Genomic DNA, 16,328 nt, shown 5'->3' with positions numbered 1-16,328 from the left:
CTTACAATCGACCCCATTCCCGGCCGTAAAGGCTGCCGTTCAAGAGAGGTGGAAGATGAGCGAGCAGGAAAAAGACTTTTTTGAACAGGCGATGGCGGACGTGGTGCCGCTGGCGAGCGGGCGGCAGACGCTGTACCTCAAGCCGCAGGAGACGCTGGACAAAAGCGCGCGGCGCGAAGCGCAGCGGCTGCGGCAGGAAAACTTCCTCAGCACCGATTTCCTCGAGGTGGTCCCCTGTGAACAGCCGCTGGAATTCAAAGGGGAAGGCATTCAGCAGGGCGTGCTGGACAAGCTGCGCAACGGGCGTTACCCGCCGCAGGCGTCGCTGAACCTGTTGCGCCAGTCGGTCGAAGCCAGCCGGCAGGCGCTGTTTCGCTTCATCTTGCAGGCGGAGGCGCAAAACCTGCGTTCGCTGCTGATCGTGCACGGCCGCGGGCGGCAGAACGAAAGCCATCCGAATATCGTGCGCAGTTACGTCGCCAAATGGCTGGCGCAGTTTGAACAGGTGCAGGCGTTTTGCCGCGCCTTACCGCGCGACGGCGGCGAGGGCGCCTGCTACGTCACGCTGCGTAAATCGGCGCAGGCCAGGGCGGAAAACTTTGAGCGCCACGCCAAGCGCAGCCGTTGAAAGGATAGCGGAAATAAAATGGCCGGCGAGAGTCGCCGGCCATCGATGAATTATTTATTAAATATTTTATAGTCCAGCGAATAACGGCCGGCGCCGGTTACCGCCAGCAACAGCAAGCCGCCAATGATGCTGATGTTTTTAAAGAAGTTGATTTCGTTGCCCATCATTTCCATGCCGGTCATTTTCCAGAACGGATGGCCGATAAACGCGGTGCCCAAAACATACAGGGCGAAAATGACCGCGATAGGGCGAGTAAACAGACCGAGAATAAGCGCGATGCCGAAAATAAACTCCACCAGCACGGCAACGATCGCCGCCAAATAAGGCATCGGTGTGCCATAGCCTTCCATCGCCGTGACGGTCGCACCGAAGTTGACCAATTTCATCCAGCCGAAAATGATAAACAGAATCATCAGTAATATGCGGGACAGCAGAATGACGCCGTCTTTTGAGCTATCACCCATTTCGAACTCCTTAGCCACTGTCGGAATTATGTTGTCTTACTGAATAAAGATTAGAACAATTTACGTTTTTTTCTAGCGGCGACGGGCGGTTGCGCCACTTTTTTCGGTGTGCGAGACGCGTGGTGAAGCCGGCGGCATTGCCTATACTTGAACCCGGAGCAAAAACAATAAAACAGGCAATGTGAGGCCAAGATGGATGAGGAATTGACCGCCGCCGGTTACCGCCGTTATTCCGGTGATAAGATTGACGTTTATTTTAACCGTGCAGTTTGCCGCCATTCCGCCAACTGCGTGCGTGGCAACGCGGCTATTTTTAACCTGAACCGCCGCCCGTGGATTATGCCGGACCATGCCGAGCCGGCCGAAGTGAAACGCGTCATCGACACCTGCCCCAGCGGCGCACTGAAATATAGGGAGAAATAATATGGATCATAAAATACTGGCAGACGAGAAGCGTTTTTATATCAATGACGAACAAGGCAAGCTGATCGCCGAGATCTCTTTCGTGCCGAGCGGCGACAAGCTGACCATTATTGATCACACTTGGGTGGATGAGTCATTGAAGGGGCAGGGCGTCGGTAAAAAGCTGGTGGCGCTGGTGGTGGAGAAAATGCGCGCGGAGCAGCGTAAAATCATTCCGCTATGCCCGTTCGCCAAGCATGAGTTTGATACCACGCCGGCCTATCAGGACATTCGCGCCTGAAGCGATAACGGGGCGCGGCGCGCCCCGGTTATTCAGCAGACGCCGAAATCGCCGTCTTCGTGGTACAGCGCCACGTCGCTGGCCTGCACCTCCGTGCGCTGCTCTTTGCCCAGCTCATTCCAGCTGCAAATCAGGGTTTCGCCGTCGATCGCCACCACGGTCATCTTTGGGCCGCCGGTGGTGCGTTGAACAAAATCACCGATATTGAATGCCATGCGTTCCTCCACAACAGATTAAACCTCACCTATTGATAACACAGAATGGCGCCGCTGTTGGCACGAGTTTCGTTGTGTATTATTTTATATAGCGATTATCACCAAGGAGAGCAGACTAACATGCCGGGATTATTGATGTTTTATGTGGGCGGTACGGCGCCGGGCGCCAATATTGAGTTGCACGACGTGCAGTTCGCGGCGGCGGATCGGCCGGAAGAGGCGTATCCGCTGCTGCGTGAAAAGTGGTTCGGCGATAAGCGCAAGGTGCATGTCGACGGCTATGCGCGCATCGACTGGGCGGACGGTTACGACGTGAGCCTGGAGCCTGCGCCGTTCGCCGGTGAAGAGAAGCTGTTTTTCGTCAACGTGGGCGGCTACCGCAGCGATGAGCTGGCGGAATTGCACCAGTTCGGCCTGTTTGTGGCGCGCTCTGCCGACGAGGCGAAGGGCAAAGCCAAACGGGCGCTGCTGACGGACAGCGCGCAGCAGCACAAGGATGACCTGGCTGAGGTGGACGACTGCCTGCTGCTGCAGGCGCTGCAGGGCTACCACGTGCATCTGCGGGCCAACCCGCACGGCAAACCGGCCCGGCCGCTGTGGCAGGGGTATCTGCCGATCGGCGAACCCGCGTTATAGCGCCGCCAGCGCCTGCAGCTGTTGCTGCAACCAGCGGCAGGCCTCCGGCCGGCCGTTCTTGCGGTGCAGATAGATTTTGATCTGATACGGCGGCACCGGAAACGGCAGGGGATGGATAGCCAGCGCCGCCGCCTGCCGCAATTTTTGCGCGGCGTAGCGCGGCATGCTCATCACCAGTTCGCTGTCGGCGACGATGAACGGCGCTCCCAGCAGCGAAGGCGTGCGGATGGCGATATCGCGCTGCAGCCCCAGCTTATCGAGCTGATAGTCAATGACGCCGCGCTGTTCGTTCCACGGCGTCACCACCAGATGGCGCGCCCGCAGGTAGTTTTCCAGCGTCAGTTCGCCGTATTTGACGCTGAAGGCGGGTGAACAAATCGCCACATACTCATCCTCCAGCCAGCTCACTTCGTCGATCTCCGGGTAGCTTTCGCCGTCGGTTTCGGTAAAGCCCAGCGCGAAGTCGATGCGCCCCGCCAGCAGATCGTTCAGCGCCACTTTGCGCTCGGAATAGCGCAGCTGGAACGACAGCCCTGGCGCCAGGCGCTGCATCTGCGCCATCAGCGCGGGAAATACCGCGAAGGCGGTGTAATCGGTAATGGCGAAGGTGAAGCTCTCCCGGCTTTCGGCGGGAACGAAGCGCGGGCGCGGATGCAGCCCTTTGGCCAGCAGCGCCAGACTTTCGCTGACGGTTGGGGCCAGGCTGTCGGCATACACCGTCGGGTGCATGTCGTTGCCGACCCGGTAAAACAGCTCGTCCGCCAGCGCCTTGCGCAGCCGGATCAGCGCGTGGCTCAGCGCCGACGCGCTGAGAGCCAGCTCCGCCGCGGCGCGCGTTACAGACCGCAGCCGATACACCGCTTCGAACACCAGCAGCAGATTGAGATCGAGGCGTTTCAAATCCAGATGCATGATATTCATTACCTGTTGATGAAAATGCAGTTCATACAGTATTTGAGGCGCGATATGCTGGCAAGCACAGCCATCAACACACTCAGGATTTGCCATGACCATTGAGATTTACCCGGCGCAAAAAAGCGACGCCAAACTGATTCTGGATATGATTATCGAGCTGGCGGTGTACGAAAAGGCGCGCGAGCAGGTGCTGGCCAGCGTGGAAGATATCGAACGCAGCCTGTTTGGGCCGGGCGCCTGTTCCGAAGCGCTGATTTGTACGGTAAACGGCGAGCCGGCGGGTTATGCGGTGTTCTTTATGAGTTACTCCACCTGGCTGGGTAAAAACGGCATCTATCTGGAAGACCTGTACGTGGCGCCGAAGCATCGCGGCGCGGGCGCCGGTAAAAAGCTGCTGCGGCACATCGCCCAGCTGGCGTGCGAACGGCAGTGCGGCCGCCTGGAGTGGAGCGTGCTGGACTGGAACCAACCGGCCATCGATTTCTACCTCAGCATCGGCGCGCAGCCGCAGGGCGAGTGGGTGCGCTATCGTATGGAAGGCGAGGCGCTGACGCACTTCGCGGCGCACGGGGCGGCGCTGCCGGCATGATAGCCGTTGGGGGGAGGCGGCCTCCCCAACTGTGGTGATGTGAACGGTTTACTGCGGATCAATCAGGCGGGTTTGCGGGCGGCGAGAATGAAGATCATCGGGCGCTCCTGCTCTTCGTCCAGCGCCGGGTTAGCGGCAATTTGCTGCGCGCTGGGGCCCCATTCGTTCAAATGCTGGATGATAAAGCCTTGCTGCGCCAGCGGGTTGATATAGCCGCCGAGCGTGCGGTGCTGCTTGATGACACCTTCCGCCAGCCAGTTGGAAACGCGCCGGCCTTCTTGCTGGTAGCCGTTCACCGGCCAGGATTTCTGTCCGTTGCCGTCGGTCAGCCAGCCCTGCTGCGCCGGGGCGGTGTAGATCGGGTGCTCGGCGGTGAAGATGAACTGCCCGCCGGGTTTCAGCGCGGCGTAAACCGTGGCGAACAGCGCGGCCAGATCCTCGAGGTAGTGCAGCGTCAGCGAGCTGTAGACCAGATCGTAACTTTCCGGCGGCAGCTGCAGCTGCGCCAAATCCTGCCGACGATACGCGATGCCCGCGTCGGCGGTCATCTCCCGCGCTTTGGCCAGCATTTTTTCCGAGACGTCCAGCCCCAGCACGCTGGCTGCGCCCTGTTCGCGCGTGCTGCGGCAGAACCAGCCGTAGCCGCAGCCGAGATCGACCACGCTTTTGCCCTGCAAATCCGGCAGGATGCGGCGGATGGCGGGCCATTCCGGCGCGCCGTCCAGGCCGTGCTGCGAGCGGCTGAGCTGCGCATAGCCGTCGAAAAAGGCCTGATTGTCATAGATGTTTTGCGTCATGATGACTCCTTAGTGAATGACGGCGGCGGAATGCCGCTGCCATACCGTGCATATTGCTGCATAATTCTACGCTGACAACATGGATAACAGGAATGACGATGGACATGATTTCGGTGCGGCAAGCGCCCGAGCTGGCGCCGCGCGCCATTGCGTATTTTCAGCGGCACTGGGCCACGGCAGAGACGCTGATGATGTATGAAGACGCCATCAACCGCAGCCTCGGCGCCGCCAACCCGCTGCCGCAGTGGTACCTGCTGATGGAAAATGACCAGATCCTCGGCTGCGCGGGGCTCATCACCAACGACTTTATCAGCCGTGGCGAGCTGTATCCCTGGCTGTGTGCGCTCTACGTAGAGGAAACGCAGCGCGGCCGGGGCTACGGCGCCAAACTGATTGAGCATGTGGCGGCGGAAAGCCGCCGGTTGGGCTTCCCGCAGCTGCACCTGTGCACCGATCTGGAGGGCTACTACGAGCGCAGCGGCTTTGTTTATAACGGGCTCGGCTATCACCCCTGGGGCGAAGCCTCGCGGGTCTATTCGCGGGTGCTGTGATCGCCGCCGCCGGGGGCGCGTAAGACAAACCTGACTTTTCTTTCACCTCATCGCGCATCGCGGGTTACACTGGCCGCTTGTTCGCCACCGACCGGGTTAATTCGCCGCTGCGATGAGAGTGCCACGCCAGCTACAGCAACGCTTTACCGCCTGCATCGCCATTATGGCGGTGCTGTTGCTGTTTGTGGCGCCGGTGGTGTCGAAATCGCTGATGCACCACCCGATGATGGGCGGCATGGCGCAGACGGACGCCGCTATGCCGCACAACATGCACGCGATGACGATGCCCGCCGCCGAGCATGCCGGCCACCACGGCATGGATCCTGCGGAAATGATTTTCTGCGGCTATTGCGAGCTGCTGATCCACGTGCCGCTGCTGCTGTGGACATTCGTCCCGCTGCTGTGGTTGATGGCGCGCATCGCGCGCCTGCCTTGCGCGCCGCGTATCGTTTCTCCGCCCATTCGGCGCCTTGTTCTGCGGCCGAGCCCGCGCGGGCCGCCCGGCCAACCGTTTTTCCCTATTGCTTGATCATGGGTAACGCCGTCCGTATCGCTGCGGACGGTTTGCCTGCGCGCACAGTTTGAAAAACGAGAAAGGCCATGTCTTCAATAACCAAAACTCCACCTGCCGCATCGCCGCGTGGCGCGATGCTGAACCTGATCAGACGGCTGCATTTTTATATCGGCCTGCTGGTCGCTCCTTTTATTCTGGTCGCTGCATTGACCGGCACGCTGTATGTGTTGACCCCGCAGCTTGAAGAGGCGCTGTATCGCGATGCGCTTTTCACCGAACCGCACGGGCAGGCGAGATCGCTGGCTGACCAGATCGCCGCCGCCCGCCGCGCGGTGGGTGACGAGGCGCGCATTTACGCCGTGCGCCCGGCACCCGGCGCAATGGACACCACGCGCGTACAGTTCGCGAGTGCCGATCTGGGCGCTTCCGAGTCGCGCGCGCTGTTTGTCGACCCTTACACTCTGGCGATCAAGGGCGATATGACGGTGTACGGCACCTCCGGCGTGCTGCCGCTGCGCACCTGGCTGGATAAGTTGCACAGCAGCCTGCTGCTCGGCGATCTGGGGCGCAACTACAGCGAGCTGGCGGCCTCCTGGCTGTGGGTGGCCGCGCTGGGCGGCGTAGCGCTGTGGCTGGCGACGCGGCCGAAACGCAAGCTGAAAAGGGCGAAAGGGGGCTTCGCCGCCAGCCGCCATTGGCATATCACGCTGGGTGTAGCGCTGCTGGCCGGGCTGCTGTTCTTCTCGGCTACCGGGCTGACCTGGTCGCAGTGGGCCGGCGGCAACATCGACGCGCTGCGGGCCAACCTGGGCTGGCTGACGCCGCAGGTCAATACCAGCCTGCAGGCCGATGCGCCGCAGACGCCGGCCGATCCGCACGCCGAGCACCGCGGGATGATGCCGGGCATGAAGATGGGCCCTGCCGCGCAGAGCAATGCGCTGAACGGCGACTGGGATCGGGCGCTGTACGCCGCGCGCGCCGCCGGGATCGACGCCGCCAAGATCGAGCTGCGCCAGCCGAAAGGCGAGGGCAAAGCCTGGACGGTGACCGAAGTGGATCGCAGCTGGCCAACGCAGGTGGACGCGGTTGCCATCGCACCGCAAAGCTTCGCCGTCGTCGACCAGGTGCGGTTCGACACTTTCCCACTCATCGCCAAGCTGACCCGCTGGGGCATCGACGCCCACATGGGCATTCTGTTCGGCTTGCCGAATCAGCTGCTGCTGGCGGCGTTCGGCCTTGGGCTGTGCCTGATGGTCGCGCTGGGTTACTGCATGTGGTGGATCCGCCGCCCGGCGGCGGGGGCGCAGCATCCGGTGCATACGCTGGTTGCCGCCTGGCTGGCGCTTTCCCTACCGGCGCGCGCCGGCACGCTGCTGGTGGCAGCCGTACTGGGTTATTGCCTGCCGGTGATGGGCGTGAGCCTCGCGGCGTTGCTGCTGGTGGACGTGTGGCGCTGGCGCGGCCAACGGCAAAGCCACCGGGACGAAACGCCGGAAGCGGCCGCCCGCCGCGCCGAGGTGCGCAAGTTCCGCGCGGCGGTGGCGACGGTGGCGGTGGCGGTCGGCTGCGTGATGGGCCGAGCGATCCTCGGCGGCACCGTCGAGCAATTCCAACTGCCGATCGGCGCCTGGAGTGCCCAGATGGTGATCATGCAGAGCCTGATGGTGCTGCTGTATACGCTGGTGTTCACCCTGCTGCTTTCCATTCCGCTGTGGTATTTCTTCCTGGGGGAGAAAGAGGGGCGGTGAGGCATTTTGCGCCGACATGAAGCGTTCAACCCCGCTGCGGCGGGGTTTTTCTTGTTACATCAGGCGGTGCGCGTGCAGCTTAACGCTCTCCATGATGCTGTCCATCGTCACCTGCACGCGGTGCGGCAACACGCCGCGCCGGCGGTAGATCAGGTAGGCCTGCATATCGATGCCGCGCTCGCGCGCCAGGCAGGGCAGCAGTGTGCCTGCATCCAGCTCGGCGGCGACGGAATAGTACGGGGCGTAGACGATGCCCAGGCCCTGTTTGGCCAGCTCGATCGCCGGCAGAATGTTATCGCAAACGCTGGCGCCGTTGATCTCGACCTGCACCAACTCCTCCTGCGCACTGTAGCCGCTCCAGGTATTGCGAATGCCGCCCAGCATGCGCAAGGTAATGCAGCGATGCTGCGGCAGTTCATCCAGCGCTGTCAGCGGCGAGCGGGCGATGTAATCCGGTGCGGCGAACAGCCCGACGCGAAAACGGGTGAAGGGCCTGGCGATCAGGCTTTCGTTTTGCGGCTGGAAAAAGCTGATCAGCAAATCGCAGTCGCTGTCGAACACTGCGCCGTACTTTTTCTCGCGTTCGTCGGGGTTGCGGGTCACCAGATCGACAGTCAGCGCCGGTGCAGCGTGCAGCAGCGGCGGCAGTAAATAACGGGCCAGGAAAGCGTGGATGCCTATCGGCGCGCCGAGCGTGACCATGCCGTTCAGGCTGCGTTTATAGGTGCCGGACATATCGAGCAGATCGCTGTGTTCGTCCAGCAACTGCGAGGCGCGCCGCAAGAATTGCTCGCCGAATTCAGTCAGCGCCAGGGTACGCGGGCCGCGCAGGAACAGTTCCAACCCGAGCCGCCGTTCCAGCGCGGTGAGGGCGCGCGACACGTTAGACTGCGGCATGTCCAACCGCTGCGCCGCTTTGCTGACGCTCGCCGTTTCGGCAATGACGCGGACAATCCTGAGTTCTTCAATGCGGAAGTCTTTCTCTTTCACTGGCCGGCTCTTGTGAGTTTGTATATCAAAAATGATATACACCTTTGGCGGCATTGTCATATGACTTATCGCGGACGGGTGGGTATCATTCGATTTGATTATTTGCTATTCACCAAAATAAAGAGAAACCCGTCAATGAAAGTGACAAGAGCGGTTATTTTGCCTGCGCTGTTATTACTGGCCGCGTGCTCTTCCGCCGTGACCGAAAAAGAAAAATACTCGACCTTTCTGACCAATTATAACGATATCAATAAAGGTCAATCCGCGTCCGGCAAAGACGTTTTATATTGGAAAGATAAGAACGTCGATTTTTCCCGTTATCAATATTTGGTTTATCAACCGATGATCTATTTCCCGCGGCCGAAACCGAGCGAGATGGTGAGCCAGCGCGCACTCGACAATATTCTGAACTATACCAACCAGCAGTTTAAGCAGGCGATGGGCACCCACTTTACGCTGGTGAACATGCCGCGCGAGCATACCCTGATTTTCCGCGGCGCCATCACGGCGATCGACACGCAGAAGAAGGGGCTGCAGATCTATGAAGTCTTGCCAATCACCCTGCTGATTGCCGCGACGCAAAGCGTGACTGGGCACCGCACCATGGAGAGCGCGGTCTATATGGAAGGCGAGTTTATCGATGCGGCGACTAATCAGCCGGTCATTAAAGTGGTGCGCAAGGCTTCGGGGGAAAATCTCAATAACGAGAAAGCGCAGCTTAAAGTCACCGACGTGAAGAATGCCATCGATACCATCGCCAACGATATCAGACAATATAACACGCTATAAACCTCGTTTATTTCCGTTATTCTCAGCCAGGAATTTACATGTTTCTTAACTATTTCGCTTTAGGCGTACTGATCGCGGTATTCCTGATTTTATTCTACGGCGTCATTATTATTCATGACATTCCCTATTTGCTGGCCAAAAAGCGCCGGCACCCCCATCAAGATGCGATTCACGTTGCCGGTTGGGTTAGCCTGTTTACGCTGCACGCTATTTGGCCACTGCTGTGGATCTGGGCGACGCTCTATCGGCCGGAACGCGGCTGGGGCATGAGTGAGAAGGCAGAACCTTCAACGGATCTGCAGGCGCGCATCGCGCTGCTCGAAGCCGAATTGCAACGCCTGCAGGAAAAGCCGACGGCGGTTCCCGGCCCCACGGTAAGTTGAGCGTAGCCTATGGATTTGCTCATTATTCTCAGCTACGTAGCGCTGAGCTACGGCGTATTTAAACTGTTTCGCATTCCGGTCAACAAATGGACCGTGCCGACCGCCGTGCTTGGCGGGATCGTTATCGTCGGTGCGTTGATTCTGACGATGAACTACAACCATCCGTACAGCGATCGGGCGCAGAAAATTGCCGTTTCTGTGCCGATGGTGCCGCAGGTCTCGGGCATGATCGTTGAGGTAACGGAGAAAACCAACGTGCTGCTGCGCAAAGGTGAGGTGCTGTTCCGTCTCGACGACAGCCGCTACCGTGCGCGGCTCACCAGGCTGGAGGCGGATCTGGCCGGGGCCGAGGCGGAGATCAGAACGCGCCGGGCGGCGCTCAGCGAGTCCGCCGCCAACGTGCAGCGGGCGAACGCGGAGTACGAGCGTGCTCGTAAGGACTACCAGCGCTATGCGAAAGGGGCGGCGATGCCGGTCAACCCGTTCTCGGAGCAGGACGTCAGCCATGCGCAGCAGCAGTACCAGGCGCAATCCGCGGCGCTGCAGGCGGCGAAAGCTCAGTTCCAACAGGAACAGGCGCGGTTGTCCGGGCGCTATGACGGCGAAGACGCCACGATAGCCAGCCTGAAATCGCAGATTGCCGAAGCGCGCTACAACCTGGAACAAACGGTGGTGCGTGCGCCGAGCGACGGGTATGTCACGCAGGTGCTGGCGCGGCCGGGCACGGCGGCAGTTCGCCTGCCGTTCAAACCGGTGATGATCTTTATCCCGCAGCAAAAGCGCCAGGTGGTGGCGGTGTTCCGCCAGAACGCCATCCTGCGTTTGGCGCAGGGGGACCAGGCCGAGGTGGTGTTCAACGGCTTGCCGGGACAGGTTTACGGCGGCACCGTAAGCCGAGTGTTGCCGGCGATACCGGACGGCAGCTACCAGGCCAGCGGCGCACTGCAAGGCTTGAGCGCCACGCCGGGCCGGGAAGGGGTGTACGTGATGATTGACCTGGCGGCCAACCCGGATCTGGCTCACTTGCCCGACGGCGTGAGCGCTCAGGCGGCGGTCTATACCGGGCACTTCGAGCACGTCTCCGTGATGCGTAAAGTGCTGCTGCGCATGACCAGCTGGCTGCATTACCTTTATCTGGATCACTAGCCTGCATTGGCCCGGGGGAGCACGGGCCGTGGGGCGAGCCTTCGGAATACGCCAAACACAAAAAAGCCCGCAACCGAAGTTGTGGGCTTTTTCGCTATTATCGCCGGGTCTATCTGGTTCACTGGCGACGTATTTGGTGGAGCTGGGGGGATTTGAACCCCCGTCCGAAATTACTACACCGTCGGCACTACATGCTTAGTCCAATCTTTACATTCGCCGGCCAGCTGCGGATGGACACGCTACTGACAGACTAGCCTGATTGAGTTTAACGCTTCAGCCCCAGGCAGGACGTCCACGCGATCTCTTTTGGGTTTGACCTCTCTTGATCCCCGTCCTAAGAGCGGAGGCTAGGGAGAGAGGGCTCTAAGCAGGGTATTAAGCTGCTAAAGCGTAGTTTTCGTCGTTTGCGACTATTTTTTTGCGGCTTTTTACGAGGCCAACCGCCCCTCGGCATGCTCCTAGGGCTTCGCAAATCCCGTCGAATCCAGAATCAGCCCCAAGTAACTTTGTGCAGTATACCAGAAGTTTACTTCGATAAGCCAGCGGCTTAACGATTGGCGTGCTTCATGATACGGGCTTTCGCCGTCTGCCATTCGCGATCTTTGATGTCATCGCGTTTGTCGTGCTCTTTCTTGCCTTTGGCTACGCCGATCTTGATCTTGCTCCAGGCATTTTTCCAATACAGGGACAAGGCCACCACGGTGTAGCCATCGCGGTTGACGCGGCCGAGCAGGGTATCCAGCTCGCGTCGTTTCAGCAGCAGTTTACGGGTACGCGTCGGATCGCACACCACATGCGACGAAGCCACGTTGAGCGGGGTGATGGTGGCGCCAAACAGATAGGCTTCACCGTCACGGAACGTCACGTAGCTGTCGCTGAGGTTGGCTTTGCCTGCACGCAGCGATTTAACTTCCCACCCTTGCAGCGACAGGCCCGCCTCGAACTCTTCTTCAATGAAGTATTCGAAACGCGCGCGCTTGTTTTGAGCAATGGTGGCGGAACCGGGTTTGTGTGCTTTTTTCTTTGTCATAGTGCGTTCATTATACTGGATGCTTCAGCGAAAGAAATCCTTTCCCGTTCAGCACCTGCGCAATTTTTCGCATTTTTGGCGCCCCCATCCCTTAGCAGATTTTTTGTTTGCCGCCAGATAAATGGTATTATCTGTACGTTTTATGTCTCACAGGAAATGATATGCCCCAGATCAGTCGGTCTGCATTAGTGCCGTTCAGCGCCGAGCAGATGTATCAGTTGGTTAACGATGTTCATTCTTATCCCGATTTTCTGCCTGGCTGCACCGGCAGCCGGGTGCTTAACGCTACCTCTAACGAAATGACCGCCGCGGTGGACGTCGCCAAGGCCGGTATCAGCAAGACCTTCACCACGCGCAATACGCTGCTGGATAACCAGAGCATCAATATGCAACTGGTCGATGGCCCGTTCCGCAAGCTGATGGGCGGCTGGCAGTTCACGCCGCTGAGCGAAGAGGCCTGCAAGGTGGAGCTGCACCTGGACTTCGAGTTCACCAATAAACTGATTGAGCTGGCGTTCGGCAAGGTGTTCAAAGAGCTGGCGGGCAGCATGGTGCAGGCATTCACCCAGCGGGCGAAAGAGGTCTACAGTGTCTGACATCCAGGTCGAGGTGGTGTACGCCTTGCCGGAGCGTCAGTACCTGCGCAAGGTGAAACTGGCCGAGGGCAGCAGTGTCGAGCAGGCGATCCAGGCTTCGGGCCTGCTGGAGCTGCGCCAGGATATCGATCTCAAGAGCAACAAAATCGGCATCTACAGCCGCCCGGCCAAGCTGGGCGATACGCTGAACGACGGCGACCGGGTGGAGATCTACCGGCCGCTGATAGCCGATCCGAAAGAGCTGCGCCGGCAACGAGCAGAGAAGGCAAAAAAATAAGGCGCTATGAGCGCCTTATTTTTTTATCTGAAACTGATTTTCTCTTCCGCGTTGCAGCCTGCGACTGTCATGAGGAACACCATGCCCCCTCATGGGCCGGAAGAGCGGGCTGCGCCGATTACTTGGTCAGCGCCGGTTTGTTCTGGATATCGGTCAACACGCCTGCGCTGTCGAAGGTCAGCGTCAGCGTCTGCTGGGTGATGTCTTCATGGCCAGGCTGCTGGCGGAACACATAGAACCACGTCTGAGTCCCGAACGGGTCTTGCAGCATTGGGGTGCCCAATGTGTAAGCGACCTGTTGCTGGGTCATCCCTTTCTGAATTTTCGCCACGTCGGTCGACGTCAGGTAGTTCCCCTGGTTGATGTCAGGACGATAAACCACCTTTTCAAAAGTAGAACAGCCTGCAGTCAGCATCACAAGAACTACAGCGGCGGCAGTCAGCGTTTTACAGCGCATAGTAATCACATTCCTTTAGGGCATAGGATGCCGATGATAATAGACCTTGCGGCAGTTGGAAACCTTTATACCCTTCATCTTTCACGTTGCGACGCGTTGGCTTTCTTTCAGCACCTCAAGCGCTTGGCCTGTTTCAGGCCGTTGAGGAGGCTTAGGATCGCCGCCGCGCCGCACTTTAGATATCTTTCGGGTCAACAGCGTCACTGTCAGACCGCAGGAAAGTGAAAAAGTTGAGCTTTTTTATGCCGCCAGCAGTTCTTTGGCGTTCGCCAACGTATTGCGGGTGACTTCACTGCCGCCGAGCAGGCGCGCCAGCTCCTGCAGCCGGGCGCGTTTATCCAGCGGCGCCATCTGGGTTTCGGTGACCGTGCCGTCGGTCTGCTTGCTGACGAACAGGTGCTGATGCCCGCATCCGGCCACCTGTGGCAGGTGGGTCACGCACATCACCTGGGTGGATTCGCCGAGCTGGCGCAGCAGGCGGCCGACGATGGCGGCGGTCGGGCCGCTGATACCCACGTCCACCTCATCGAAGATCAGCGCCGGGGTTTCCATCTTGCGGGCGGTGATCACCTGAATCGCCAGCGCGATGCGTGACAGCTCACCGCCGGAGGCGACCTTCGCCAGCGGCTGCAGCGGCTGCCCCGGGTTGGTGGAGACGCAGAACTCGGTGCGGCTGGCCCCTTCGGCGCTCAGATGCTGCGGCTCGAAACGCACGTCGATGTTGAACTTGCCGTGCGGCATGGAGAGCGCCTGCATACTGTCGGTGATGAGCGTGGTCAGCTCGGCGGCGTAATGCAGGCGTTTCTGATGCAACTGTTCCGCCAGCGCCAGCGCCTGCTGGTGATGCAGGGTGACCGCCTCGTTCAGGTGTTCATGGTCGCTTTCCTGCTGCGACAGCAGCTGCTGTTCATCCAGCAACTGCTGATGCAGCTGCGGTAGCTCTTCCGGCGCAACCTGGTGTTTGCGCGCCAGGCTGATTTGGCGCGACAGGCGCTGTTCCAGCTCGTGCAGGCGGTTGGGATCGAGATCCATGCGATCGGCGTAGTGGCGCAGCTCGTCGCTGGCTTCGCTGATCTGGATAGAAGCCTCTTCCAGCATGTCCAGCAGGCCGCTGAGCTTGTCGTCCAGCCCGGCCAGCTCGAGCAGCAGGTGCTTGGCGCTGTATAGCTGGCTGAGCATGTTGTTCTCGTCGCTGTCGGCCAGCAGCTGCAGCGTCTGCTGGCTGAGGGTCAGCAGCTGGCCGCTGTTGGCCAGGCGCTTGTACTCGGCGTCGGTCTGTTCGAACTCGCCGGCCTGCGGCGCGAATTCGTTCAGCTCTTTCAATTGGTATTGCAGCAGCTGCTTGCGCGCTTCGCGCTCGATGGACTGCTGCTGATGGTGCGCCAGCTCGCGGCAGCTCTGGTGCCAGCGTTGGTAGGCCTGGCTCATCGCCGCCAGCAGGGCGGGTTCGTCGGCGTAGGCGTCGAGCAGCGATTTTTGGTGCTCCGGCTTGAGCAGCAGCTGATGGGCGTGTTGGCCATGGATTTGAATCAGGCGTTGCCCCAGCTCGCGCAGCTGCGACAGCGGCACGGCGGTGCCGTTGATAAAGCCGCGCGAACGGCCGTCGGCGTTGATCACCCGGCGCAGCAGGCATTCGTTGCTGTCGTCCAGCTGGTTCTGCTCCAGCCACTCGCGCGCGGACGGGGTGTCCGCCAGCGAGAAGCGGGCGCAGATGTCGGCGCGGGCGGCTCCCAGGCGCACCACGTTGCCGTCGGCGCGGTTGCCGAGGCACAGCCCCAGCGCATCGATGGCGATGGATTTGCCGGCGCCGGTTTCACCGGTGATCGCCGTCATACCCGGTTGAAAATCGATTTCCAACTCACGAACGATAGCAAAGTTGCTGATGGTTAATTGCGCCAGCATGGGAACCTTCCTGTGTATAAACACATAACTGTAGTTTCATACAGTATAAACTGGTTTTATATACAGTAAAGTGGCCGGCACAGATTTTAGAACAATTTTTTCGACCAGCCCAGTTTGGTGCTTAACGTGTTGAAATAGCTGTAGTCCTTTGGGTGAATCAGGTTCAGGTGGAAATCGCTGCGGCGGATCAGCACTTCTTCGCCTTCCTGGATCGGCAGCGCGATCTGGCTGTCGCAGCTGATCTCCAGATCGCTGCCGATCTGCGAAAACTTCAGGCGGATGGTGCTGTCGCCGTTGATCACCAGCGGCCGGGCGGAGAGGGTATGCGGGAACATCGGCACCAGCGCGATCGCCTCCAGCGACGGGGTGAGGATCGGTCCGCCGGCGGAGAGCGAGTAGGCGGTGGAGCCGGTCGGCGTGGCGATAATCAGGCCGTCGGAGCGCTGTGAGAAGGCGAAGCGATCGTCGATGTACACCTCGAATTCGATCATGTGCGCCACTTTGCCGGGGTGCAGCACCACTTCGTTGATGGCGGTGCTGATGCGGCACTGCTGGTGCTCTTTATGCACGATGGTTTCCAGCAGGAAACGCTGTTCGTCGATGTACTCGCCTTCCAGCACGTCCGCCAGTTGCTGCAGGGCGTTGTCGGGATCGAGATCGGTGAGGAAGCCGAGGTTGCCGCGGTTGACCCCGATCACCTTGATGTCGTAGCGCGCCAGCACGCGCGCGGCGCCGAGCATGTTGCCGTCGCCGCCGACCACCACCGCCAGGTCGGCGCGCTGGCCGATATCCGCCAGGCTGCCGGTCACGGCGTCTTTCAGCCCTAAATCATGAGCGATCTGGCGTTCGACCATCACCGAATAGCCGCGGGCGACCAGCCAGTGGAACAGCATCTCGTGGGTTGCCAGCGCTGAAGGGTGACGCGGGTGGCCAACAATGCCAATACAGGCGAATTTTTTATTCATTTGTTGTGATTTTCCTCACCGGGAGCCGTTTAT

The 16,328-nt window shown here is 59.9% G+C and carries 22 protein-coding genes and 1 other RNA gene; 13 read left to right on the top strand and 10 right to left on the bottom strand.

Translation table 11 applies throughout. The features are described 5' to 3' along the window. Nucleotides 1-55: 55 nt before the first annotated feature. Nucleotides 56-628 (top strand): DNA endonuclease SmrA, encoded by a 573-nt coding sequence (gene smrA, locus ACJ8HB_RS16665; protein ID WP_060428536.1) that lies wholly within the window; start codon nucleotides 56-58, stop codon nucleotides 626-628. A gap of 50 nt (nucleotides 629-678) precedes the next feature. On the opposite strand, the gene ACJ8HB_RS16660 is transcribed toward smrA, so the two are convergent. After that, a complete protein-coding gene (locus ACJ8HB_RS16660) occupies nucleotides 679-1,092 on the bottom strand; it encodes a DoxX family protein (protein WP_033635670.1) in 414 nt (137 codons plus the stop codon). 192 nt (nucleotides 1,093-1,284) lie between these two features. Here ACJ8HB_RS16660 and ACJ8HB_RS16655 point away from each other — a divergent pair, with 192 nt between their 5' ends. Together ACJ8HB_RS16655 and ACJ8HB_RS16650 are read left to right on the top strand one after the other, a co-directional pair. Next, nucleotides 1,285-1,515, top strand: coding sequence for a (4Fe-4S)-binding protein (locus ACJ8HB_RS16655; RefSeq protein WP_060428538.1), 231 nt, complete (start codon nucleotides 1,285-1,287; stop codon nucleotides 1,513-1,515). Between the two features lies 1 nt (nucleotide 1,516). Continuing rightward, nucleotides 1,517-1,795, top strand: coding sequence for a GNAT family N-acetyltransferase (locus ACJ8HB_RS16650; RefSeq protein ID WP_025303974.1), 279 nt, complete (start codon nucleotides 1,517-1,519; stop codon nucleotides 1,793-1,795). Nucleotides 1,796-1,827: 32 nt separating this feature from the next. Here ACJ8HB_RS16650 and ACJ8HB_RS16645 read toward each other — a convergent pair whose 3' ends face one another. Next, nucleotides 1,828-2,010: a YodC family protein gene (locus tag ACJ8HB_RS16645; protein WP_047570793.1), complete on the bottom strand. Its 183-nt coding sequence runs from the start codon at nucleotides 2,008-2,010 to the stop codon at nucleotides 1,828-1,830. A gap of 120 nt (nucleotides 2,011-2,130) precedes the next feature. Between ACJ8HB_RS16645 and ACJ8HB_RS16640 the strand changes: the two genes are divergently transcribed. Then, complete coding sequence (locus ACJ8HB_RS16640; protein WP_094860021.1) at nucleotides 2,131-2,646, top strand: DUF1543 domain-containing protein; 516 nt, start codon at nucleotides 2,131-2,133, stop codon at nucleotides 2,644-2,646. Here the strand turns inward: ACJ8HB_RS16640 and ACJ8HB_RS16635 are convergent. After that, the gene (locus ACJ8HB_RS16635) at nucleotides 2,641-3,567 is read right to left on the bottom strand and encodes a LysR substrate-binding domain-containing protein (RefSeq protein WP_094860020.1); all 927 of its coding nucleotides are present in this window, start codon (nucleotides 3,565-3,567) and stop codon (nucleotides 2,641-2,643) included. The two genes, ACJ8HB_RS16640 and ACJ8HB_RS16635, sit on opposite strands and share 6 nt — an antisense overlap. Nucleotides 3,568-3,652: 85 nt before the next feature. Between ACJ8HB_RS16635 and ACJ8HB_RS16630 the strand changes: the two genes are divergently transcribed. Next, entirely contained in the window at nucleotides 3,653-4,150 is a 498-nt protein-coding gene (locus tag ACJ8HB_RS16630) for a GNAT family N-acetyltransferase (RefSeq protein WP_033649791.1), read from the top strand. 62 nt (nucleotides 4,151-4,212) lie between these two features. Here ACJ8HB_RS16630 and ACJ8HB_RS16625 read toward each other — a convergent pair whose 3' ends face one another. Next, nucleotides 4,213-4,947 (bottom strand): class I SAM-dependent methyltransferase, encoded by a 735-nt coding sequence (locus tag ACJ8HB_RS16625; protein ID WP_094860019.1) that lies wholly within the window; start codon nucleotides 4,945-4,947, stop codon nucleotides 4,213-4,215. A 98-nt stretch (nucleotides 4,948-5,045) separates the two neighbouring features. Between ACJ8HB_RS16625 and ACJ8HB_RS16620 the strand changes: the two genes are divergently transcribed. The 3 genes from ACJ8HB_RS16620 to ACJ8HB_RS16610 all read left to right on the top strand — a co-directional run bounded on the left by ACJ8HB_RS16620 (nucleotide 5,046) and on the right by ACJ8HB_RS16610 (nucleotide 7,760). After that, entirely contained in the window at nucleotides 5,046-5,498 is a 453-nt protein-coding gene (locus tag ACJ8HB_RS16620) for a GNAT family N-acetyltransferase (protein ID WP_079656989.1), read from the top strand. Nucleotides 5,499-5,610: 112 nt separating this feature from the next. Beyond that, entirely contained in the window at nucleotides 5,611-6,027 is a 417-nt protein-coding gene (locus ACJ8HB_RS16615; RefSeq protein ID WP_202394190.1) for a DUF2946 domain-containing protein, read from the top strand. A 71-nt stretch (nucleotides 6,028-6,098) separates the two neighbouring features. Further along, entirely contained in the window at nucleotides 6,099-7,760 is a 1,662-nt protein-coding gene (locus ACJ8HB_RS16610; protein ID WP_170943497.1) for a DUF2534 family protein, read from the top strand. Nucleotides 7,761-7,814: 54 nt separating this feature from the next. Here ACJ8HB_RS16610 and ACJ8HB_RS16605 read toward each other — a convergent pair whose 3' ends face one another. Further along, nucleotides 7,815-8,750, bottom strand: a complete 936-nt coding sequence (locus tag ACJ8HB_RS16605; protein WP_094860017.1) for a LysR family transcriptional regulator — start codon at nucleotides 8,748-8,750, stop codon at nucleotides 7,815-7,817. A gap of 135 nt (nucleotides 8,751-8,885) precedes the next feature. Between ACJ8HB_RS16605 and ACJ8HB_RS16600 the strand changes: the two genes are divergently transcribed. Genes ACJ8HB_RS16600 through ACJ8HB_RS16590 form a run of 3 tightly spaced genes read left to right on the top strand, consistent with a single transcriptional unit; the run spans nucleotide 8,886 to nucleotide 11,068 of the window. Beyond that, nucleotides 8,886-9,539 (top strand): DUF3313 domain-containing protein, encoded by a 654-nt coding sequence (locus tag ACJ8HB_RS16600; protein ID WP_060431272.1) that lies wholly within the window; start codon nucleotides 8,886-8,888, stop codon nucleotides 9,537-9,539. A gap of 38 nt (nucleotides 9,540-9,577) precedes the next feature. After that, nucleotides 9,578-9,922 (top strand): DUF3302 domain-containing protein, encoded by a 345-nt coding sequence (locus tag ACJ8HB_RS16595; RefSeq protein WP_049194963.1) that lies wholly within the window; start codon nucleotides 9,578-9,580, stop codon nucleotides 9,920-9,922. A gap of 9 nt (nucleotides 9,923-9,931) precedes the next feature. After that, the gene (locus tag ACJ8HB_RS16590; protein WP_041036389.1) at nucleotides 9,932-11,068 is read left to right on the top strand and encodes an HlyD family secretion protein; all 1,137 of its coding nucleotides are present in this window, start codon (nucleotides 9,932-9,934) and stop codon (nucleotides 11,066-11,068) included. A gap of 134 nt (nucleotides 11,069-11,202) precedes the next feature. Here the strand turns inward: ACJ8HB_RS16590 and ssrA are convergent. Together ssrA and smpB are read right to left on the bottom strand one after the other, a co-directional pair. After that, nucleotides 11,203-11,566, bottom strand: a transfer-messenger RNA (tmRNA) gene (ssrA, locus tag ACJ8HB_RS16585). A gap of 49 nt (nucleotides 11,567-11,615) precedes the next feature. After that, nucleotides 11,616-12,098 (bottom strand): SsrA-binding protein SmpB, encoded by a 483-nt coding sequence (gene smpB / locus ACJ8HB_RS16580; RefSeq protein ID WP_033654311.1) that lies wholly within the window; start codon nucleotides 12,096-12,098, stop codon nucleotides 11,616-11,618. A 161-nt stretch (nucleotides 12,099-12,259) separates the two neighbouring features. Here smpB and ACJ8HB_RS16575 point away from each other — a divergent pair, with 161 nt between their 5' ends. Continuing rightward, entirely contained in the window at nucleotides 12,260-12,694 is a 435-nt protein-coding gene (locus ACJ8HB_RS16575) for a type II toxin-antitoxin system RatA family toxin (RefSeq protein ID WP_004929096.1), read from the top strand. Next, the gene (locus ACJ8HB_RS16570) at nucleotides 12,687-12,971 is read left to right on the top strand and encodes an RnfH family protein (RefSeq protein ID WP_004929098.1); all 285 of its coding nucleotides are present in this window, start codon (nucleotides 12,687-12,689) and stop codon (nucleotides 12,969-12,971) included. Before ACJ8HB_RS16575 ends, ACJ8HB_RS16570 begins: the two co-directional genes overlap by 8 nt. A gap of 118 nt (nucleotides 12,972-13,089) precedes the next feature. On the opposite strand, the gene bamE is transcribed toward ACJ8HB_RS16570, so the two are convergent. From bamE to nadK, 3 genes are all read right to left on the bottom strand, one after another. After that, nucleotides 13,090-13,428 carry an outer membrane protein assembly factor BamE gene (bamE, locus tag ACJ8HB_RS16565; protein WP_004929101.1) on the bottom strand — a complete coding sequence of 113 codons (339 nt, stop codon included), beginning with the start codon at nucleotides 13,426-13,428 and terminating at the stop codon, nucleotides 13,090-13,092. A gap of 240 nt (nucleotides 13,429-13,668) precedes the next feature. Beyond that, a complete protein-coding gene (gene recN, locus ACJ8HB_RS16560; protein WP_047570813.1) occupies nucleotides 13,669-15,330 on the bottom strand; it encodes a DNA repair protein RecN in 1,662 nt (553 codons plus the stop codon). 86 nt (nucleotides 15,331-15,416) lie between these two features. Further along, nucleotides 15,417-16,295 (bottom strand): NAD(+) kinase, encoded by an 879-nt coding sequence (gene nadK, locus ACJ8HB_RS16555; protein ID WP_019452304.1) that lies wholly within the window; start codon nucleotides 16,293-16,295, stop codon nucleotides 15,417-15,419. Nucleotides 16,296-16,328: the final 33 nt, after the last annotated feature.

Origin of the sequence: Serratia sp. CY27727 (assembly GCF_052169275.1) — a bacterium.
In the GTDB taxonomy this organism is placed as follows: Bacteria; Pseudomonadota; Gammaproteobacteria; order Enterobacterales; family Enterobacteriaceae; genus Serratia; species Serratia sarumanii.
The sequence above is the reverse complement of the archived record's forward strand: the minus strand, read 5'-3'. Positions and strand labels throughout refer to the sequence as shown.